At 60.3% G+C, this 17,939-nt stretch carries 15 protein-coding genes and 1 other RNA gene; 8 read left to right on the forward strand and 8 right to left on the reverse strand.

Annotated features, from left to right (window positions below):
* Positions 1-215: 215 nt before the first annotated feature.
* Positions 216-1,781, reverse strand: coding sequence for a bifunctional folylpolyglutamate synthase/dihydrofolate synthase (locus BANAN_RS05805; protein ID WP_014697984.1), 1,566 nt, complete (start codon positions 1,779-1,781; stop codon positions 216-218).
* Positions 1,782-1,918: 137 nt separating this feature from the next.
* Between BANAN_RS05805 and BANAN_RS05810 the strand changes: the two genes are divergently transcribed.
* Both BANAN_RS05810 and BANAN_RS05815 read left to right on the forward strand, forming a co-directional pair.
* Positions 1,919-2,539, forward strand: a complete 621-nt coding sequence (locus BANAN_RS05810; protein ID WP_041777143.1) for a response regulator transcription factor — start codon at positions 1,919-1,921, stop codon at positions 2,537-2,539.
* A gap of 1 nt (position 2,540) precedes the next feature.
* A complete protein-coding gene (locus BANAN_RS05815; protein WP_014697986.1) occupies positions 2,541-3,659 on the forward strand; it encodes a histidine kinase in 1,119 nt (372 codons plus the stop codon).
* 48 nt (positions 3,660-3,707) lie between these two features.
* Here the strand turns inward: BANAN_RS05815 and BANAN_RS08640 are convergent, their stop codons facing one another.
* Both BANAN_RS08640 and BANAN_RS05825 read right to left on the reverse strand, forming a co-directional pair.
* Positions 3,708-4,544, reverse strand: a complete 837-nt coding sequence (locus tag BANAN_RS08640) for a hypothetical protein (protein ID WP_237705787.1) — start codon at positions 4,542-4,544, stop codon at positions 3,708-3,710.
* A 63-nt stretch (positions 4,545-4,607) separates the two neighbouring features.
* On the reverse strand, positions 4,608-4,952 hold the full coding sequence (locus BANAN_RS05825) for a hypothetical protein (protein ID WP_014697988.1): 345 nt from the start codon (positions 4,950-4,952) through the stop codon (positions 4,608-4,610).
* A 422-nt stretch (positions 4,953-5,374) separates the two neighbouring features.
* Here BANAN_RS05825 and BANAN_RS05830 point away from each other — a divergent pair, with 422 nt between their 5' ends.
* The 6 genes from BANAN_RS05830 (at position 5,375) to dtd (ending at position 11,214) form a co-directional block, all read left to right on the forward strand.
* Positions 5,375-6,946, forward strand: a complete 1,572-nt coding sequence (locus BANAN_RS05830) for an aminopeptidase P family protein (RefSeq protein WP_014697989.1) — start codon at positions 5,375-5,377, stop codon at positions 6,944-6,946.
* A gap of 13 nt (positions 6,947-6,959) precedes the next feature.
* Complete coding sequence (locus BANAN_RS05835; protein ID WP_014697990.1) at positions 6,960-7,487, forward strand: NUDIX hydrolase; 528 nt, start codon at positions 6,960-6,962, stop codon at positions 7,485-7,487.
* Positions 7,488-7,607: 120 nt separating this feature from the next.
* Positions 7,608-8,297, forward strand: a complete 690-nt coding sequence (locus tag BANAN_RS05840) for an NAD(P)H-binding protein (protein ID WP_014697991.1) — start codon at positions 7,608-7,610, stop codon at positions 8,295-8,297.
* A gap of 186 nt (positions 8,298-8,483) precedes the next feature.
* Positions 8,484-9,689, forward strand: coding sequence for an ROK family protein (locus BANAN_RS05845; RefSeq protein ID WP_014697992.1), 1,206 nt, complete (start codon positions 8,484-8,486; stop codon positions 9,687-9,689).
* A gap of 62 nt (positions 9,690-9,751) precedes the next feature.
* On the forward strand, positions 9,752-10,648 hold the full coding sequence (locus BANAN_RS05850) for a carbohydrate kinase family protein (RefSeq protein WP_014697993.1): 897 nt from the start codon (positions 9,752-9,754) through the stop codon (positions 10,646-10,648).
* 86 nt (positions 10,649-10,734) lie between these two features.
* Positions 10,735-11,214, forward strand: coding sequence for a D-aminoacyl-tRNA deacylase (gene dtd, locus BANAN_RS05855; RefSeq protein WP_041777033.1), 480 nt, complete (start codon positions 10,735-10,737; stop codon positions 11,212-11,214).
* Between the two features lie 168 nt (positions 11,215-11,382).
* On the opposite strand, the gene ssrA is transcribed toward dtd, so the two are convergent.
* From ssrA to BANAN_RS05875, 5 genes are all read right to left on the reverse strand, one after another.
* Positions 11,383-11,786, reverse strand: a transfer-messenger RNA (tmRNA) gene (ssrA, locus tag BANAN_RS08260).
* Between the two features lie 158 nt (positions 11,787-11,944).
* Entirely contained in the window at positions 11,945-13,678 is a 1,734-nt protein-coding gene (locus BANAN_RS05860; protein ID WP_014697995.1) for a dipeptide ABC transporter ATP-binding protein, read from the reverse strand.
* Positions 13,668-14,885: an ABC transporter permease gene (locus BANAN_RS05865; RefSeq protein WP_014697996.1), complete on the reverse strand. Its 1,218-nt coding sequence runs from the start codon at positions 14,883-14,885 to the stop codon at positions 13,668-13,670. The genes BANAN_RS05860 and BANAN_RS05865 overlap by 11 nt, the downstream gene beginning before the upstream one ends.
* 1 nt (position 14,886) lies before the next feature.
* On the reverse strand, positions 14,887-15,978 hold the full coding sequence (locus BANAN_RS05870; protein ID WP_014697997.1) for an ABC transporter permease: 1,092 nt from the start codon (positions 15,976-15,978) through the stop codon (positions 14,887-14,889).
* Positions 15,979-16,085: 107 nt separating this feature from the next.
* Positions 16,086-17,711, reverse strand: a complete 1,626-nt coding sequence (locus BANAN_RS05875; protein WP_014697998.1) for an ABC transporter substrate-binding protein — start codon at positions 17,709-17,711, stop codon at positions 16,086-16,088.
* Positions 17,712-17,939: the final 228 nt, after the last annotated feature.

Raw genomic sequence — 17,939 nt, forward strand, 5'->3', positions numbered from 1 at the left:
CGGCACTTTGGTCGTTTATTTAACACGGCGTGAGATAAACGACCAAAATGGGAGGAACTACGGTCATTTACCTCGCACTGCGTGATATGAACTGCCAAAGTGACGGGGAACTATGGTCGGTTAGTACACAGACTGTGCAGCACATGACCATAGTTGCCTGCGATTTGACCGTTTACCGTACACCGTGTGAAGAAAACGACCAAACCGCGGCGATATCACTCGGATTCGGTATCCCCGGATTCGCCGTCTTCCGCGATCTTCTTCAGACCGAGCACGTCGTCGACGTCGAAATCCGGGTTCGCATCGGTTTCATAATCGATCTCCGCAGCGTCCGCTTCCTGTGCCTTCTGCCGATATTCCGGATCCACGGCAACCTGATGCACGCGCTCGGCCTTCGGCTTCGTCAAATCCGGGTGCACGCTCTCCTTGAGCAGCATGCGCGCGTCGCCCGCGGTGACGAAACTGCCGCAGATGAGCACGCCGTGCCCGTAGCCCACGCCGAGCTCATCGTCGGCATCCACGCGGTTCACCGCCTCCTGAATCGCATCCGGCAGCGATGGAATGCAGGTGACGCGCTCCGGCCCGAACACACCGCGCGCGATCTCGGCGAGCTTGTCGGCAGGCATCACGCGGTCCGTCCACGAATTCTCGGTGACGATGAGCTCGCTGACAATCGGTTCGAGCACGCCGAGATATTCCTCCACCTGCTTGTCTTCCATCATCGCGACGACGGCGACGAGCTGCGTGAAGTCGTAGTTCTCCTCAATCGCCGCGCGCAACGCCTCGGCGGCGTTCACGTTGTGGCCGCCGTCGATGATGAGCGTCGGCGACGAACGCACCTGTTCGATGCGTCCCGGAATCTTCACCGAACTCAACGCCTCGGCCACCAGATCGCCGTCGAGCGCGCCGCTAACCGGAATCACCACCTCGCACGCGCACAATGCCGCGAGCGCGTTGTGCGCCTGATGCTCGCCGAACTTGTCGACCGGCACGTCGGCGTAGGTGCCGTTCGGCGTGCGCAGCGTGACCATCTGGCCTCCCACTGCGGGCATGCGCGAGACGACCTCCGCCTCGTAGCCGTCGCGGATGAGCGTCGCATGGTTCTCGGCCGCCGCCTGCTCGATGATCGGCATGACTTCACTCTCGTGCGGCTGCCGCCCGATGATCGCCGTGCAGCCCGGCTTGATGATGCCCACCTTCTCCTGCGCGATCTGCTCAACCGTGTCGCCGAGCCATGCCATGTGGTCCATGTCGATCGGCCCAATCACCGCCGCATCCGCGTCGAGCACATTCGTCGCGTCCCAGCGACCGCCCATGCCGACCTCGACGATCGCGACGTCGACCGGCGCGTCCGCGAACTTCCAGATTGCCATCGCCGTGAGCACTTCGAAGAAGCTCATGCGCGGCGCGCCCTCCTCGTCCATTTTCTTGTCGACGAGCGTGACGAAGTCCTTCACCTGATTCCACAGTTCCACGAAGTCGTCGTCGGACAGGCGCTGCCCGTCGATGGCGATGCGCTCGCTCACATGCTCGAGATGCGGCGACGTGTACAGGCCGGTCCGCATGCCGTATGCCCTGCAGATCGCTTCGGCCATGCGCGCCGTGGATCCCTTGCCGTTCGTGCCGGTGATGTGGATGATGCGGAACGAGTCCTGCGGATTGCCGAGCAGGTCGAGGATCATCTTCATTCGCTTGAGATCCAGGTTCGTCGTGTTCCGCTCGCTCGGACGGCTCATGATGTCTCGCTCGACGTCCCGCACACTCATCTGATTGTCGCTCATAAGCACTCTTCCCGCGTATGTATACAGACCTCGTCCATTCTATGCACTTGCCCGACCGTCCGCCGCCAGCGCACGCTATAGTGTTTCCTACATGGTTGAGCGCGGGACTTGTGGGCCGTATGGATGACGATGCAGGCATGACGACGGAGACATCGGAGACGACGGATCGGCACGGCCGATACACGCTCGGCATTGTGGACAACGACCCGCTGGTTGCCGAGGCGCTACGCTCCTCATTCAAACGCTTCCACGCCCCGCTCGAGGTGATCTGGACGCTCACCGACTCCGAAGATGCCCTCGCCCGCTGTCTGCATGCGCAGGGCCGCCCCGACGTCCTCCTCACCGACATCGACATGCCCCGCCTCTCCGGCCGCGGCCTCTTCCATGAACTCCAAAACCGCAAACCCCCCATCACCGTCATCGGCATCTCCGCGTTCCCGAACATCGCCGAAGAACCCGGTTTGGTCATCCTGCCCAAGGAATCCACCGTCGAGGAGATCGTCCAACTCGCCGGCATGCTCCGCCACGACGACCTGACCCGCTGGGTCCCGACCCCCACGAAACCAAACCCACTCTCCCCCAGTGAACTCCAAGCCCTCACCCACTACTCCGAAGGTCTTACAACCACCGCGATAGCCCACACCATGCACGTGAGCGAGTCAAGCGTGAAGACCTTCGCCAAGCGCGCGTATGAGAAACTCGACGCCCATTCCCGCACCGAAGACATCGTCATCTGCGTAAGAAACGGGTGGATCTGACATGACCGAAATACTATCTGCAGACTCCCCAACCAAACCGAGACTGCTCACCAAACTCGTCGCCCACCTGCGCGCGCATCCATTCATCATCACTGGCACATTGTTCTGCGCAGCAGTGCTCGTGTTTGAATGGCTCACGTATTGGCCGGATCTCAACAGCTTCGAGACTGCCTTGAGCACACTGATTCTCGTGCTCACGCTTGGTGTCGCCGCCAAGCCGGTCCTGTTCAGTCTGTCGATCATCGTCGTCGAAGTACTGTGTGGGATCTCCTACATCTTCCCGATCGTCCACTCCGGTCCGACCGTCTATTACAGCGTCTGGCTTGCGCTCATCGTAATCGGTTACGAAATGCCCGCGAAATACGCGATTCCGATCACCGTGATTGCCGCGCTCGACACGATGGTCGACAACTCGATCTTCCAGGTGCCGTTCGACGCGAACGACATCGGTTTCGCCGCCACGTTCCTGCTCGATGGGTTCGCAGGCCTCGCAATCCGCCGCAACAAGGAGTTCGCACGACTCAAATACGAACAGCACGAACAGGCCAAGCAGATTCATCTCGTCCGCACGCTGCACGACGACATCGGCGGCTCGCTCTCCTACGCACTGCTGCTATGCCGGAACGCTCAGGCCGAGACCGATCCGGACACGCTGCGCACGTCGCTGGAGACAATCACGCAAACCGTGGAATCCACGCTTGCAGATCTGCGCACCAATATCATCACGCCACTTTCCGCATCCACACTGGCATCCACGGCGATATCCCGTAACGTGGATGAGTCGACGACCACCGGCAGCTGCGCTCGCCTATGCCAGAACGTGCTCAGGCAGCGGGCACGGCTGGAACAAGCGGGATTCAACGGCACGATTCATGTGTCTGGCGAGGCGACAGACGAATCTGCGAACTTCGTGAACACATGCCTTACGGAGATCTGCAACAACATCCTCAAGCACGGCACCCATTCGTATGTGGTGCGCATCAGGTTCGGCGAGCGCACCACACTTGTCGCCTCGAACGAGATTGCAGCGGGCAAGTCACATCCTGATTCGGCTCATCATGGTCTGGAGATGCTCGAATCCAGCCTCCACGACCTCGGCGCGACGATGACCGTCAGCTAGGAGGATGGAATCTGGACTCTGGCAATCGAACGATGAGGAATCAGAAGTTCAATTGGCATCCGGAGCCTTCCAGTGCATGCGTGGGTTGGGTGCGAAGTCAGTCGGCAGGTAATCGGTTGTTCCGCTCAGCATCTCGTTGAGTCTGCCGTCGGTGTCGATGGCATATACGGAATCAAGGTTCTGAATGTCCGATTCGTAGAGCTTGTACACGAAGATCTTGCAGCGATTGCGCCCATCCTCCGGCACTGCGATCACCGTGGCGAAGCCGCCGGTCCCTTTGGCCAGAAGGGTCTTCAAGAGCGGTAGGCTATCGTTGCCCAGTGAATCGGGAAGATGGAAGTGCTGGTGGTCGATGTGGCTCGTGGTTGTGTTCACTGTCTCGATGGCTCCGGATTCGAGGAACACCGTCAGTTGGTCGCCTACGGTGAGCCCTGCGCCATAACGCATGGTGTTGTCGTCCTGCGATCGCATCACATCCTTGGCGAAGTCGATCACCTCGGCGCTGGTGAGCTTATGCGTCTTCACGTTCCACTTGATGAGGTTCCACAGCTTGATGTCTTCCTTGTAAGCGGGCGAGGGCGAGGTGCCCAAGAGCGACAGCTCGTCATTGATGCAAGGCGCTGCGCCAACGACCTGCGGCAGATCGATCTTCGGCACCGACAGGCTTGCCACGGACGCCACCTTGCGGCCGCTCCGAGGATTGTCGATGCGATACAGATTGGTCGCGGTCGTATCCTGAGACACGGCATAGGTCCCGCTCGTGCATTGTGCGATAGCTTGCGGCACCTCCCCCTCCAATGTCAAGGATGCATCAGGCTCGGGCGTGAACCACTGCAACGTGAAGTTCGACCGGTCAGTGAACGGCGCGTCGTATACGGTGATCACTGCGTCGTTCGCAACCGATACCAACGCCCATTGTGTTCCGAACGTCTCTTGCCGGTCCTTGACCTATCCCTTGCCGTGTTCATTCGAAATCAGGTAGTCACGCTTCTGGTCCTGGAAGAACACGCCGGTGTCGTTCCACACGATGTGCTGTTGGAGCATACCTTCCGTCTGAATGTATTCCGCGCGGCCATTGCTGTGTACGAGTGCCACATAGCCCTTGTCGACGGTCTCGAACTTCTTGCTCGACGGGTTGAGCGCAATCGCTGCAATCACATCATCAAGTTCTGCAGACTCCGGCGAGACGATCCTCATTCCGAACGCCCCGGCCATGCCGTCACGCACGCTGCATCCGCCCACGACCATGCATACGCATATCACGGCTGCGATCTTGGCGAATATCCTACGCATCGCGCTCACCTCCTGAATGATTGGTGTACTTCCATTCCAGCATCAGCGAGCGCGACACTCAATCTATCGCTGTCCCCAAAACGGTCAATCTGCGAACAGATTCGCAATCAGACGACCACACTGTCACCAAGTTTGGTCGATTACCGCGCACGGCGTTCGGCAGACTGCCATAGTCTGCTCTGATATGGTCGTTCCCTGCGCGCGGCGTTCGGTAAACGACCATAGTTCGCCGTACTTTGGTCGTTCACTGCACAACGCGTTCGGTACACGACCAAAGTTAGCTGCAGTACAGTCGTTTACCGCACACTGTGTTCGGTAGCCGACACTGGCGTTCTGCTGTGCACGGCGAACAGATTCGCGCCCGCGACTACCATGTTGGGCAATAGATATCTCATGCCCAAACAGTGGAGAAAAGAGCAGCAATGAGCGAAGTGATCACCGAGCAGGACAAGGAATACGAGGCGCGTGAGCAGGCGGGGGCGCCCGGCGACGATCAACCAATGAACGACCGCGTGAACAATCGTTCGCTGCGCCCGCGTTCCGACGCGTTCGCGGACTTCATGAGCGGCGGCTGGGACGACAACGAGCCCGAGATCGAACGCCTTGAATCCGCCTCCTACATTCCGGCACGACTCCAGGTGCTGAGCGAGGCGTTCCCCGGCGAGCGTCTGGTGATTCCGGCAGGCCAGCCGAAGGTGCGCAACAATGACTGCGACTACGCGTTCCGCCCGGATTCCGCGTTCTCCTATTACACCGGTCTCGGCCAGGACTACGAGGCGGGCGCGGTGCTCGTGCTCGACCCGAACGAGGATGGCACGCATACGCCGATGCTGTTCGTGGCCCCGCGCGCAGACCACTACACACAGGACTTCTTCAAGGACCCACACTACGGCGAGTACTGGGTCGGCCCGCGCGCCGGATTGAAGGAGCTCGAGGCGATGACCGGCATCGAGACGCACGACATCGCCCAGCTGGACGACATGCTCGGCAAGGACGTCGGTACCGAGAACGGCGCCGTGCAGCTGCGCGTGATCCGCGAGACGGATCCGCAGATCACGGCCATCGTGAACGAGGTGCGCGAGGGGCATGGTTTCCCGGATGAGGCCGACAATACGGTGCGCGACGACAAGCTGCACGAATTCGCCTCCGAAGCGCGCATGGAGAAGGACGACTTCGAGGTGCGCGAGATCCGCCGTGCCGTCGACGCCACCAAGCACGGCTTCGACAACATTCTGAGAAAGCTACCGAGCACACTGGGCAAGCCACGCTCCGAACGCATTCTCGAAGGCGCATTCAATGCGGTTTCACGCGAGGAAGGCAACGAGGTCGGCTATGACACAATCATTGCCTCGGGTGCCCATGCGCCGATTCTGCATTGGATCCGCAACACGGGCACCGTGAACGATGGCGAGCTGCTGCTCATCGACGCCGGCGTGGAAGTCGATTCGCTGTACACCGCCGACATCACGCGCACGTTCCCGACGAACGGCAAGTTCACCGATTTCCAGAAGAAGCTGTACCAGGCCGTGCTCGACTCGCAGCAGGCCGGGTTCGAAGCCGCGAAGCCGGGCGCGACCTACTCCGACATCCACCATGCCTGCATGCGCGTGATCGCCGAACGGCTGCATGACTGGGGCATTCTTCCGGTGGACGTCGAGGAGAGCCTCTCGCCCGAGGGACAGCAGCACCGCCGTTGGCTCGCATGCGGCGTCGCGCATCATCTCGGCCTTGACGTGCACGACTGCGCGCAGGCCCGCTATGAGTCGTACCAAGGTGCGAAGATCACGCCGGGCATGGTGTTCACGATCGAACCGGGCCTCTACTTCCGCGAGGACGATCTGATGATTCCGCCGGAGTACCGCGGCATCGGCATTCGCATTGAAGACGACGTGCTGATGACCGAGGATGGCCCGGAATGGATCTCCGCCGGCATTCCGAAGCAGATCGACGACGTCGAGGCCTGGATGGCGCAGATAGCGGCCGAGAACAACTAAGGAACACAGGAGCATGTCGACCCCCGATTTCATTCTCGAACTTCGCAAACACATCGGCCACATGCCGTTGTGGCTCATTGGCATCACCGCCTATGTGACCGACGGCGACGGTCGGGTATTGCTCGGACGTCGCCTCGACACCGGCGAATGGGCGCTGGTCTACGGCATCAACGAGCCCGCCGAGGATCCGGCGGACACCGTGGCGCGCGAAGTGAGGGAGGAGACGGGAGTCGACGTGATCCCCACCGATCTCGTCTCGGTCAAGGCGTCCACGCGCATGGTCACGTACGCGAATGGCGACCAGACCCAATACCTCGACCTCACCTACCTGTGCCGGCTCGACCCGAGCGGCAACACCGAGCCATTCGTGGGCGACGACGAAAATCTGGGCGTGGGCTTCTTCCCGCTCGACCAGCTGCCCGCTCCCCTTGCGCAATCCACGGTGGAACGCATGGCGTATGTGCGCGAGTATCTGCTCAACCGGGACCACGGCGACGCACACGCGCAGTTCACATTCCGCGGTGAAATCGAACACCTGTGATGTATTCCATGTTTGCCAAGAGCTAGTTCAGCGAAAACACAGCTTCACGCGTCTATGATGAACCTCAGACTGGCGGAGACACCGCCGCACGCAGAGTCTGCGTGGACCTACGAGGTGAATATGACTAGAATCGCCGTACTCGGAGCAAACGGACGCATCGCACGCATTGCCGAAGACATGCTGCTCGCCCATGACGACATTGAACTGGCATTGTTCATTCACACTGAGAACGAACTCGGTGCCGACATCAAGAACAACCCGCGCGTGACGCTCGTCAAGGGCGATGCGAAGAACCCGGATGACGTGCTCGCCGCCATCAAGGGCGCCGATGAGGTGTACGCGAACCTCGCCCCGGGCCGTGACGGCAGCGCAGACATCGTTCCCATGGCCAAGGCGGTCGTGAGCATGATGGACAAGGCCGGCATCAAGCGTCTGATCTGGATCTCATCGCTCGGCATCTACGGCGAGGTCCCCGGCGAGTTCGGCGCATGGAACGCCAAGGTGCTCGGCGACTACCTCATCAACTACCGCAAGGCCGCAGATGTGGTCGAAGCCAGCGACCTGGATTATACGATCATTCGTCCGGCATGGCTCACCGACAAGGACGAGATCGACTTCGAGATCACCGAGAAGGGTGAACTCTTCAAGGGCACCGAGGTCTCGCGCAAGTCCGTGGCCAGCGAGGTCGTGGAGCTGCTGCTCAACCCGAGCGAGGAAGTCCGCGCCTCGATCGGCCTCGACAAGCCGGGCACCGAAGGCGACAAGCCGGAATGGATGCTCTCGAACTCCACCGAGCACCTGTCCGAGTAACGGCTTGGCATAGATAGCCCAAGGCACCCGAATCGGGATTGGCATCGCGCATGTCACCCGATTCGGGTGCCTTGTTTTTTGGGCGTGTCGATGTATTAACTGCGTTAATATATAAACATCGTTAACACATGAGTTCGCGGCTGCCCAGCGGCCGTACACAACGGAGTGAACGCCGAAGGAGGTGCCATGAACTCGCTGACCACCACCGAACAGCAAACCCTGAGCGAATACAATCGAGCCCGCACACTGCAGTATCTGCACCACCACGGCATCGCCTCACGCGCACAGATTGCCAAGGCACTGCACCTCACACCGGCGGCACTGAGCAAGATAAGCAACTATCTGCTCGCCAGCGGCGCAATCGTAGAGACCGGTGCCCTCGAAGGCAAGGGCAACCGCAGGTCAATCGGACTGGCGGTCAATGCCCGGGCGTTCCAGGTGCTCGGCGTCAAATTCGCGCGCAGTCTCATCGAGATCGGTCTGTTCGACCTCGCCGGCAAGCCGTCGTTCATACGCGAACTGCCCACCGTGGAGAACACGACGATTCCGCAGGCCATCGAAAGCCTGCATGCCGAAATCAAACGCCTGCTCGCTGAGCACCCGCACATCCTGGCCATCGGCATGGCCGTGCCGGGACCCTACCTGCGCGATCGCGGGCACACTGCAGTCGTCTCATCCATGGAACAATGGCGACAGGTCAACTTCCGCGCCGAATTCGAACATGCCTTCGACGTGCCGGTGATCATAGAACAGGACGCCCGCGCCGGCGCACTCGCCCAGTATCTCTTCGACCCGAATCCGGCGAATGAGAATCTGGCATACTATCTGCTCGGCGAAGGCATAGGCCTGGGCGTCATCGATCACGGCACCGTGATCAACGGCTCGCTCGGCGCGGCCACGGAGATCGGCCATGTGAGCATAGACGTGAACGGCAAGGCATGCGATTGCGGCAATGTCGGCTGCCTCGAACGCTACTGCTCGGCGGTCGCCATACACGAGGCGATGCTCGGCAACGGCATGCTCGCCACAGATTCCCGGATCACCCATCGCGAGGCGTGCGCCGAGCTGTTCGCACGGGCGCAATCCGGCGACGGGCAGGCACGTGAGCTGGTCGAGCGGATCGGCACGTTCGTCGGCTATGGCTGCGTGACCATCTGCAACGCGTTCAATCCATCTCGCATCGTGATTGGCGACATCGTGGCGCAAGCCGGCGAACCGCTGCTCCAGCGCGTGCGCGAGGTGGCCTGCGAGCGTGTGATCCCCGAGATCATGCAGTCCACGCAGATCGAGCTTTCGGCACTGCCCACCGATGCAGCGGTGACCGGCGCCGCAGCTGTGGCGATTACGTACATTCTCGACCATCCATCGCAATTCTTTGCCAACGGTACGTAGAATTGAATGAATCTGTTCACAAGCGACACAACCAAACAACAACACACAAGAAAGGTGACATCATGTCAAAGCCAATCGTGGTCTCCCTCGGCGAACTCCTGTGGGACATGCTCCCCACCGGCAAGCGTGCCGGCGGCGCCCCGATGAACTTCGCCTACCACGCCATGAACAACGGCTGCGAAGCCTATGCGGTCAGCGCCGTCGGCGAGGATGAGCTCGGCGATGAACTCGCCATCGCCGCGGAGAAGGCCGGCATCCACGCCGTGCTGCAGCGCAACGCATGGCCCACCGGCACCGTCGAGGTGGCCCTGAAGAACGGCATCCCGGAGTACACGATCGTCGAGAACGTCGCCTGGGATCACATCTCCTACACCCGCCAGCTCATCGACATCGTCGAGCAGGCCGACGCCGTGTGCTTCGGCACGCTGGCACTGCGCTCCCCCGAGTCGCACGACACGATCATCGAACTGCTCAAGCACACCAAGGACGGCGCGCTCAAGTTCTTCGACATCAACCTGCGTGGCGACATGTATTCGAAGGAACTCATCGAGGAGATGCTCAGCTATGCGAACGTCTTCAAGATCAACGACGAGGAGCTGCTGCTGATGCGCGGCATGTTCGGCATCGAGAACACCTCCGACGAAGAGGCCTGCAAGTGGTTCATCGAGCAGTTCGACCTGCGCTACCTCATTCTCACCGGCGGCGCCACCTTTTCCACGATCATGTCGAACGACGGCGAGGTCTCCACGCTGGCAACCCCGCACGTCACCGTGGCCGACACCGTTGGCGCCGGCGACTCGTTCTCCGGCACCTTCACCGGCCGCATTCTCAACGGCAACTCCCTCGGCCTCGCACACCGCGCAGCCGTGAACACCGCCGCATTCGTGTGCACGCAGGAAGGCGCATGGCCGACCTACCCGGCCGAGATCACCGACTACCTCGCCGAGATCAGCAAGTGAGCGTGACACTTCCCCGACATTGAACCGGAGTCTGCAGACTGCTGCGACTCTGGTTTTCTTATGCCCCACCGCGCTATAGTGCCGGTATGAGAATCGTATTGCAGAAAGTGAGCCACGCCGGCGTGACCGTGACCGATGAGGCCACCGGCGGACTCGACCCGACATTCACCGAACAGACCATCGCAGCCGGCTATGTGCTGCTCGTCGGCGTGAGCGATGCCGACGGCACCAGGCAGATCGACTGGCTCGCCCACAAGATCTCGAATCTGCGCGTGTTCGAAGACGAACAAGGCAAGATGAATCTGTCGATTCACGACGTCGGCGGCTCGGTTCTGTCGATCTCGCAGTTCACATTGTTCGCGGACACCAGAAAAGGCAATCGTCCGAGCTTCGTGCGCGCCGGCAAGCCCGAGCATGCCGAACGAATCTGGCTCGAATTCAACGAGGCGTTGCGCGCGCAGGGGCTTCAGGTGAAGGAGGGCAGATTTGGCGCGCATATGAACGTGTCGCTGGTCAATGACGGCCCGGTGACGATTCTGTTCGACACCGAGGAGCTCGGCATATAGCGCCACAATCAATGATGGCGAGAGCATACGCCCTCGCCATCATTCCCGTACTTCACCCGGAACGTTGTTCCAAGTCGCGGATACCCATAGTCTACACTGCGCCGCGATATATGCCGAAGCCGGTCACATATGCGAAAACCCACTGTTTCCAGTGGGTTTTCTCGTATTTTGTGGAGCCGCGGGGGATTGAACCCCGGTCCGGTGACCGTACCCTCGTCCTTCTACATGCTTAGTCTGCTGACTCGAACGAGCGTATTTTCGGCCCCCGCCAATGCCGCAGACAACTGGCGGCGAGCCTAGCCACAGCAAAATGTTCTTGCAAGACCCTGCAGTTCAATCTCACAAGTAAGTCTTCTCACGACACCTGACCTCTCCCCGAAGACGCGGGAGAGCAGATGGAGTGCTAACTCGCTGGATTAAATCTGATTACGTTTAAAATCAGGCAGCGAGAGCGAACTCAGTGCGATTAGATTTAGCACTTATTTTTATTGCAGAGAACATCACGAGCGGACTCTACATTCTCGGCATGCTTCTCCAAGGCGAACAGATCACCGTCGAAACCAATCGGCCCCTTTTGAATTATCAAACTCACCGGCGTAGCTCTCGCCTAGCCGGACTTTTCAATATAGCACAACACGAACGCACTCGCAATATTCCGGTTTCGCGCAGATAATCGAGCGCCCGTTCACATGCGTGCATAGCGGGCGCTCAATATATATCTGCAGATTCCCTAGGCCTCCTCGGCGAGCAGCTTGCGCAGCTCCTCGCGATGTGCGGCCTGCTCGCGGGGACCCGGAACAGGCAGCGACGCTAGCAGCTTGCGCGTATACGGATCGCTCGGATATTGCATGATCTGCGAGGCGTCGCCGTGCTCGACAATGCGGCCCTTGTGCATCACCATGATGCGGTCGGCAAGCATGTCCACCACAGCAAGATCGTGCGTGATGAACAGGCACGCGAAGCCGATCTCCACCTGCAGCGTCTTGAACAGCTCGAGCACCTTCGCCTGCACCGACACATCGAGCGCCGAAGTCGGTTCGTCGGCAATGAGCAGACTCGGTTTGAGCGCAAGCGCACGGGCCAGCGACGCACGCTGGCGCTGGCCGCCGGAGAGCTCGTGCGGGAAGCGGTTCATGTATGCACGCGGCAACTGCACCATCTCGAGCAACTCCCCCACATACTGCTTCGCCTGCGAGACCGTCTTGTATCGACCATGCACAATGAGCGGCTCGGCCACATTCTCGAGAATCGTCATGAGCGGGTCGAAGGAGCTGCCCGGGTCTTGGAACACGAAACCGATCTGCTCGCGTAGCGGCTTGAACTTGCGTTCCTTGAAATCACGCATCTCCATGCCCAGCACATTGAGCGAACCAGCGGAAATGCGCTGCAAGCCGGCGATGGCACGGCCTGTAGTCGATTTGCCCGAACCGGACTCGCCCACCAATCCCAGCACCTCGGATTTGTGAATTTCAAAGCTCACATCGTCCACTGCCTTGAAATCCGGTTGCATCAAGTGTCCCGGATAGGTGATGTCCATATGCTCGGCCTTGACCACCACCGGCTCCTCACGCCAATCGACACTGCGCTCGATCACATGTCCGGCGGCATCGCGCACAATGAGCTGCTGCCCGATGCGCGGCACGGCTGCCAGCAGGCGTTTCGTGTAGTCGGCCTGCGGATTGTAGAAGATCTGGTCCACGCTCCCCTGCTCGACCACATGGCCGCGATACATGACGACCACCTGATCGGCGAGATCGGCCACAACACCCATGTTGTGCGTGATGATGAGCACAGAGGCACCGAATTCGTCGCGGGCGAGACGCAGCAGATCGAGGATCTCGGCCTGCACCGTCACGTCGAGTGCCGTCGTCGGCTCATCGGCGAGAATGAGTCCGGGATTGAGCACGAGGGCCATGGCGATGACGATGCGCTGCTTCTGGCCGCCCGAGAACTGATGCGGGTAGTAGTCGATGCGCGTGGCGGCGTCCGGAATGCCAACCTTCTCAAGAATCTCGATTGATTTCGCCCGCAATTGCTTCTTGTCGGTCAAACCGTGCGCGCGCAGACCCTCCTCGATCTGCCAGCCGATCGTATAGACCGGGTTGAGCACCGAGTTCGGCTCCTGAAACACCATGGCCGCAGCGCCACCGCGCACCTGCTGCAGGTCCTTGCCGCTCATGGTGAGCACATCGAAGCCTTCGGCCCCGTCCTGTGCGGTGCGAATGTAGATCGCACCGCCAGTGGTGGCCGTCTCGGGCAGCAGCTTGATGATCGAGCGCGCGGTCACCGATTTGCCGGAGCCGGATTCGCCGACCACACCCACCACGGTCTTGCGGGGAATGGTGAAATCGACACCGTCGATTGCCTTGATCGGGCCCGCGTCCGTCATGAACGAGACGCTCAGACCCTTGATGTCGACCAGATTGTCTCCCATTGGCCCAGTGCGTTCCAACTCATCGCTCATCGTCGATCACTCCTTCGCTCTCATCCGGCACGTCTTTGTTCACCACGGCCATCTCCGGATCCTGCGTCACGAGGTATTCGTTCACATCCTCACCCAGATTGGCAGGTTTCTCGGTGGCATCCTTGATGGCCGCGTACTCCTGTTCCACAACGGCCTGTGGGGTAGGCCCGGCGTCAGGCGAATCCACCGAGGTGTCTTCGATCGAACCGACCACTTCGCCGGCGGACTTGCGCGCACGCAGGCGCGGATCCGCCAAGTCGTTGAGCGACTCGCCGATCAGCGTGATGCCAAGCACAATGAGCACAATGGCCAGACCGGGGAACACGGCGGTCCACCAAATGCCGGAGGTCACATCGGCAACGGAACGGTTGAGGTCGTAGCCCCATTCCGCGGCTGCCGTCGGTTCGATGCCGAAGCCAAGGAAGCCCAAGCCGGCAAGCGTGAGAATCGCCTCCGACGAGTTGAGGGTGAGGATCACCGGCAACGTACGCGTAGAGTTCTTGAGCAGGTGCTTGCTCATGATGCGCCAGGTGGAGGCGCCCACTACCTTGGCGGATTCAATGTACGCGGAATCCTTGATGCGAATCACCTCGGCACGGATCGTGCGGAAGTACTGCGGAATGTACACGACGGTGATCGAAATGCCGGATGCGAGAATGCCGCCCCACAGGCTCGATTGGCCGCCCGAGATCATAATGGCCATGAGAATCGCCAGCAGCAGCGACGGGAACGAGTAGACGGCGTCGGCGATCACAACGAACACCCGATCCACCCATCCGCCGAAATACCCGGAGACAAGCCCCAGGAACACGCCCGCGAAAATGGAGAGCAGCACAGCCACCACAATGGCGATGACGGCGGTGCGCGCACCCCATACCGTGCGGCTGAACACGTCGAATCCACCCACCGTGGTGCCCCAGATATGCTCGCGTGACGGCGCGGCCTGCGTCGGGAACGCAACACCGTCGTCACCCTTGATCTGCGCATATCCATATGGCGCGATCCACGGCGCGAACACCGCCACGAGCAGGAAGAACCCCGTCAGCACCAGACCGGTGACGAGCATGCCCTTCTGCCAGCCGACGGCAATTTTCAGATCGCGCACCACAGGCAGTTTCGAGAACCATGACTGCGGCTTCTCTATGTTGAGATTCTCCAGACGCGCGTCACCCGGCACGCCGACTCTGGTTTCCGTGCTTTCACTCATTTCAGTACCTCACTCGCGGATCGATCAACGCGCTGATCACGTCGACGATGAAGTTGACCACGGAGACGATGATCGCAATCAGGATCACAATGCCCTGCACCGCCACGAAATCACGCGCCTTCAAATAATTGGAGAGCATGAATCCCAAGCCCTTCCATTCGAACGTGGTCTCGGTGAGCACCGCGCCAGCGAGCAGCAATGCGATCTGCATGCCCATCACCGTGATGATCGGGATCAGGGCCGGGCGCCAGGCGTGCTTCGACATCAGGCGCTTCTCGGAAACGCCGCGGGAACGGGCGGCCTCGATGTAGCCGGCATTGTAGGTGGAGATCACATTCGTACGCACCAGTCGAATGAACACGCCCGCCGTGAGCAATCCCAAGGCCAGCGCCGGCAGGATCGCATGCATGAGCACGTCGCCAAGCACCTTCATGTCGCCGAGTTGCAATGCGTCGACAATATACAACCCGGTGGGTGAAACCAATCTGGAGAACTGCATCTCCGATTGCAGCGAGGAACGTCCGGAGCTCGGAAGAATACCGAGTCCCACCGAGAAGATGAGTTTGAGCACCAACCCGAGGAAGAACACCGGCGTCGCATAGCACAGAATGGCGAACATGCGAATGCCGGCATCCTGCGCACGATCGCGGTGCTTGGCGGCGATGCGTCCGAAGCCGATGCCGACGAGCAATGCCACGACGAGCGAGAGCAACGCCAGTTCGAGCGTGGCGGCGCCATACCGTGTGAGCACCGAGATCACCGGCTGGTTGTCGGTGAGGGTGCGGCCGAGGTCGCCATGCAGCAAGCCACCCAGGTAATCGAAGTACTGCACGATGAGCGGGCGGTCATAGCCGGCCTCGTGAATGCGGCGCTGCAGTTCCTCCGGTGTGAGTCTGCCGCCCATCGCGGCCGAGATCGGATCGCCGGTGGCACGCATCACGAAGAACACGATCGTGACGAGAATGAACACGGTGGGGATAATGAGCAGGAAGCGACCGAGAATGAAACGGAAGAATCCTGCGGAAAGTCTGTTTTTATGCGCGGTTGGTTTCGATGATGCGGAATCCGCCGGCGATGCTATTGCTTGAGACACCGGATCTCCTTGGAATAATGCGGGAATGAACTGGACAACGAGCCGGGAACAGTCAATGCCTGGTGCGTTCCGGAAAGAACGCACCAGGCTGACCTATGCGAAGGACCTCAGTTCTTCACCACGGAGGCGTAGCGGAAACGGAACGAGGGGTCGAGCACGACACCGGAGACGTTGCTGCCGGTGACCGCCACCTGGTTGCCCTGTAGCATGGGCAGCGTGGAGAGGTCGTCGGTCTCGGTCTTCTGAATGTCCTTGAGCATGCCCTCGCGCTTGGCTTCGTCCTTCTCGCCGGCCTGCGCCACAATGGCGTCGTTGACCTTCTTGTTGGAGTAGCCGTTGTTCACGAAGTTGCCGTCGCGGAAGAACGGAGAAAGGTAATTGTCGGGGTCGGAGTAGTCCGGGAACCAGCCGAGCTGGTACACCGGGTAGCTCCCGTCGGAGTCGTCGGTGACCACACGCTCCTTGTTGTACTGCGTCCATTCGGTCTGCTGCAGGTCGACCTTGAACAGGCCGTCGGCCTCGAGCTGGCTCTTGATGGCGGCGTATTCGTCGGCCGAGCTGGAACCGTAATGGTCGCCGTTGTACTGGAGCTTGAGATCCACCGGGGTGGGCACGCCGGCGTCCGAGAGCGTCTTCTTGGCCTTGGCGGCGTCCGGCTTGCCGTTGTCCGTGTAGGCCTTGAGCGTGTCTTCATGACCGGTCAGACCATCGGGAATGAAAGAATAGAGCGGGGTGTAGGTGCCCTTGTACACCTTCTGCGAAAGCTCGTCGCGGTCGATGAGGCTGGCGACGGCCTGGCGTACGGCCTTGGCCTTGACGGCGTCGGCGTCCTTCTGCGATTCGCCGTACGGCTGGAGCTTGAAGTTGAAGGCGAGCATGCGCACCTCACCGCCCGGGCCCTTGACGACCTTCACCTTGCTGTTCTTGCCGAGGTCCTCGATGTCGGTGGGCGAAAGCGAGCGGTATGCAACATCGACCTGCCCCTGCTCCACGGCCATCTTCAGATTGGAGGCATCGGCGAAGTACTTCACCTGCACACCGGAGTTCTTCACCGGCGTCAGCCCCTGGTAGTTGCCGTTCTTCGAATAGCTCACGGCCTCGTTGAGCTTGAACGAGTCAATCTGATAGGGGCCGGCGAATGCCTTGCCGCTCACGATTGTGTCGGCATCGGTGATCTTGTCTGCCGAGAACACCTCGTCGTCGACGATGGGGCCTGCCGGCGAGCTCATGACCTGCTTGAGCGTGACATCGAACGGCACCTTCGAATTGAACACGACGGTGTTGGCATCCGGGGTTTCAATCGAATCGATGTTGGCGAGCAGCGAGCTCGGTCCGTTCGGGTCGTTGATCGTGTTGATGCGGTCGTATGAGAACTTCACGTCCTTCGAGTCGAGCGTGTGACCGTTCGCGAACTTGAGGCCGTCCTTGATCTTGACGGTGAACTGCTTGCCGTCCTTGCTCCACGTGCCGTCGTCGGCTGCGATGTCCGGCGAAAGCTCGGAGGTGTTGTAATCCTGTGCGTACAGGAAGGGGAACACCTGAATCTGCACGGCATAGGAACCGTTGTCGTACGAACCGGCCGGGTCGAGCGACGTCACCTTGTCGGTGGTGCCGACAAGCACGCTGTTCTCACCCGCGGCGTTGGCGGCGTCGTCCTTCACGCCGCCGCAGGCGCTCACCGAGGCGAGCGCGGCCACCAATGCAATGGCGGCGATGATCTTCTTTGCGTTCACACTGAACCCTCTCTCTTCTGGAATTGCTCCACTCTCTCACGGAACAATTACCAAGCAGATTGTCAGCTTCACGCATTACCTGCACGTTTCGTCTCAGCATACGTATGCGCATGAATAGGCATGCTGGAGGCAAAAGCATTGCAATTCAGCGCTTTTTTGATTTCCGGGGTGTTTCCGGTCGGTTTCGCATGCTGAGATTGGCCCGGGGCCACGCTCTCCCCGGCTTCG

It is taken from the genome of Bifidobacterium animalis subsp. animalis ATCC 25527 (genome assembly GCF_000260715.1).
Lineage (GTDB): Bacteria > Actinomycetota > Actinomycetes > Actinomycetales > Bifidobacteriaceae > Bifidobacterium > Bifidobacterium animalis.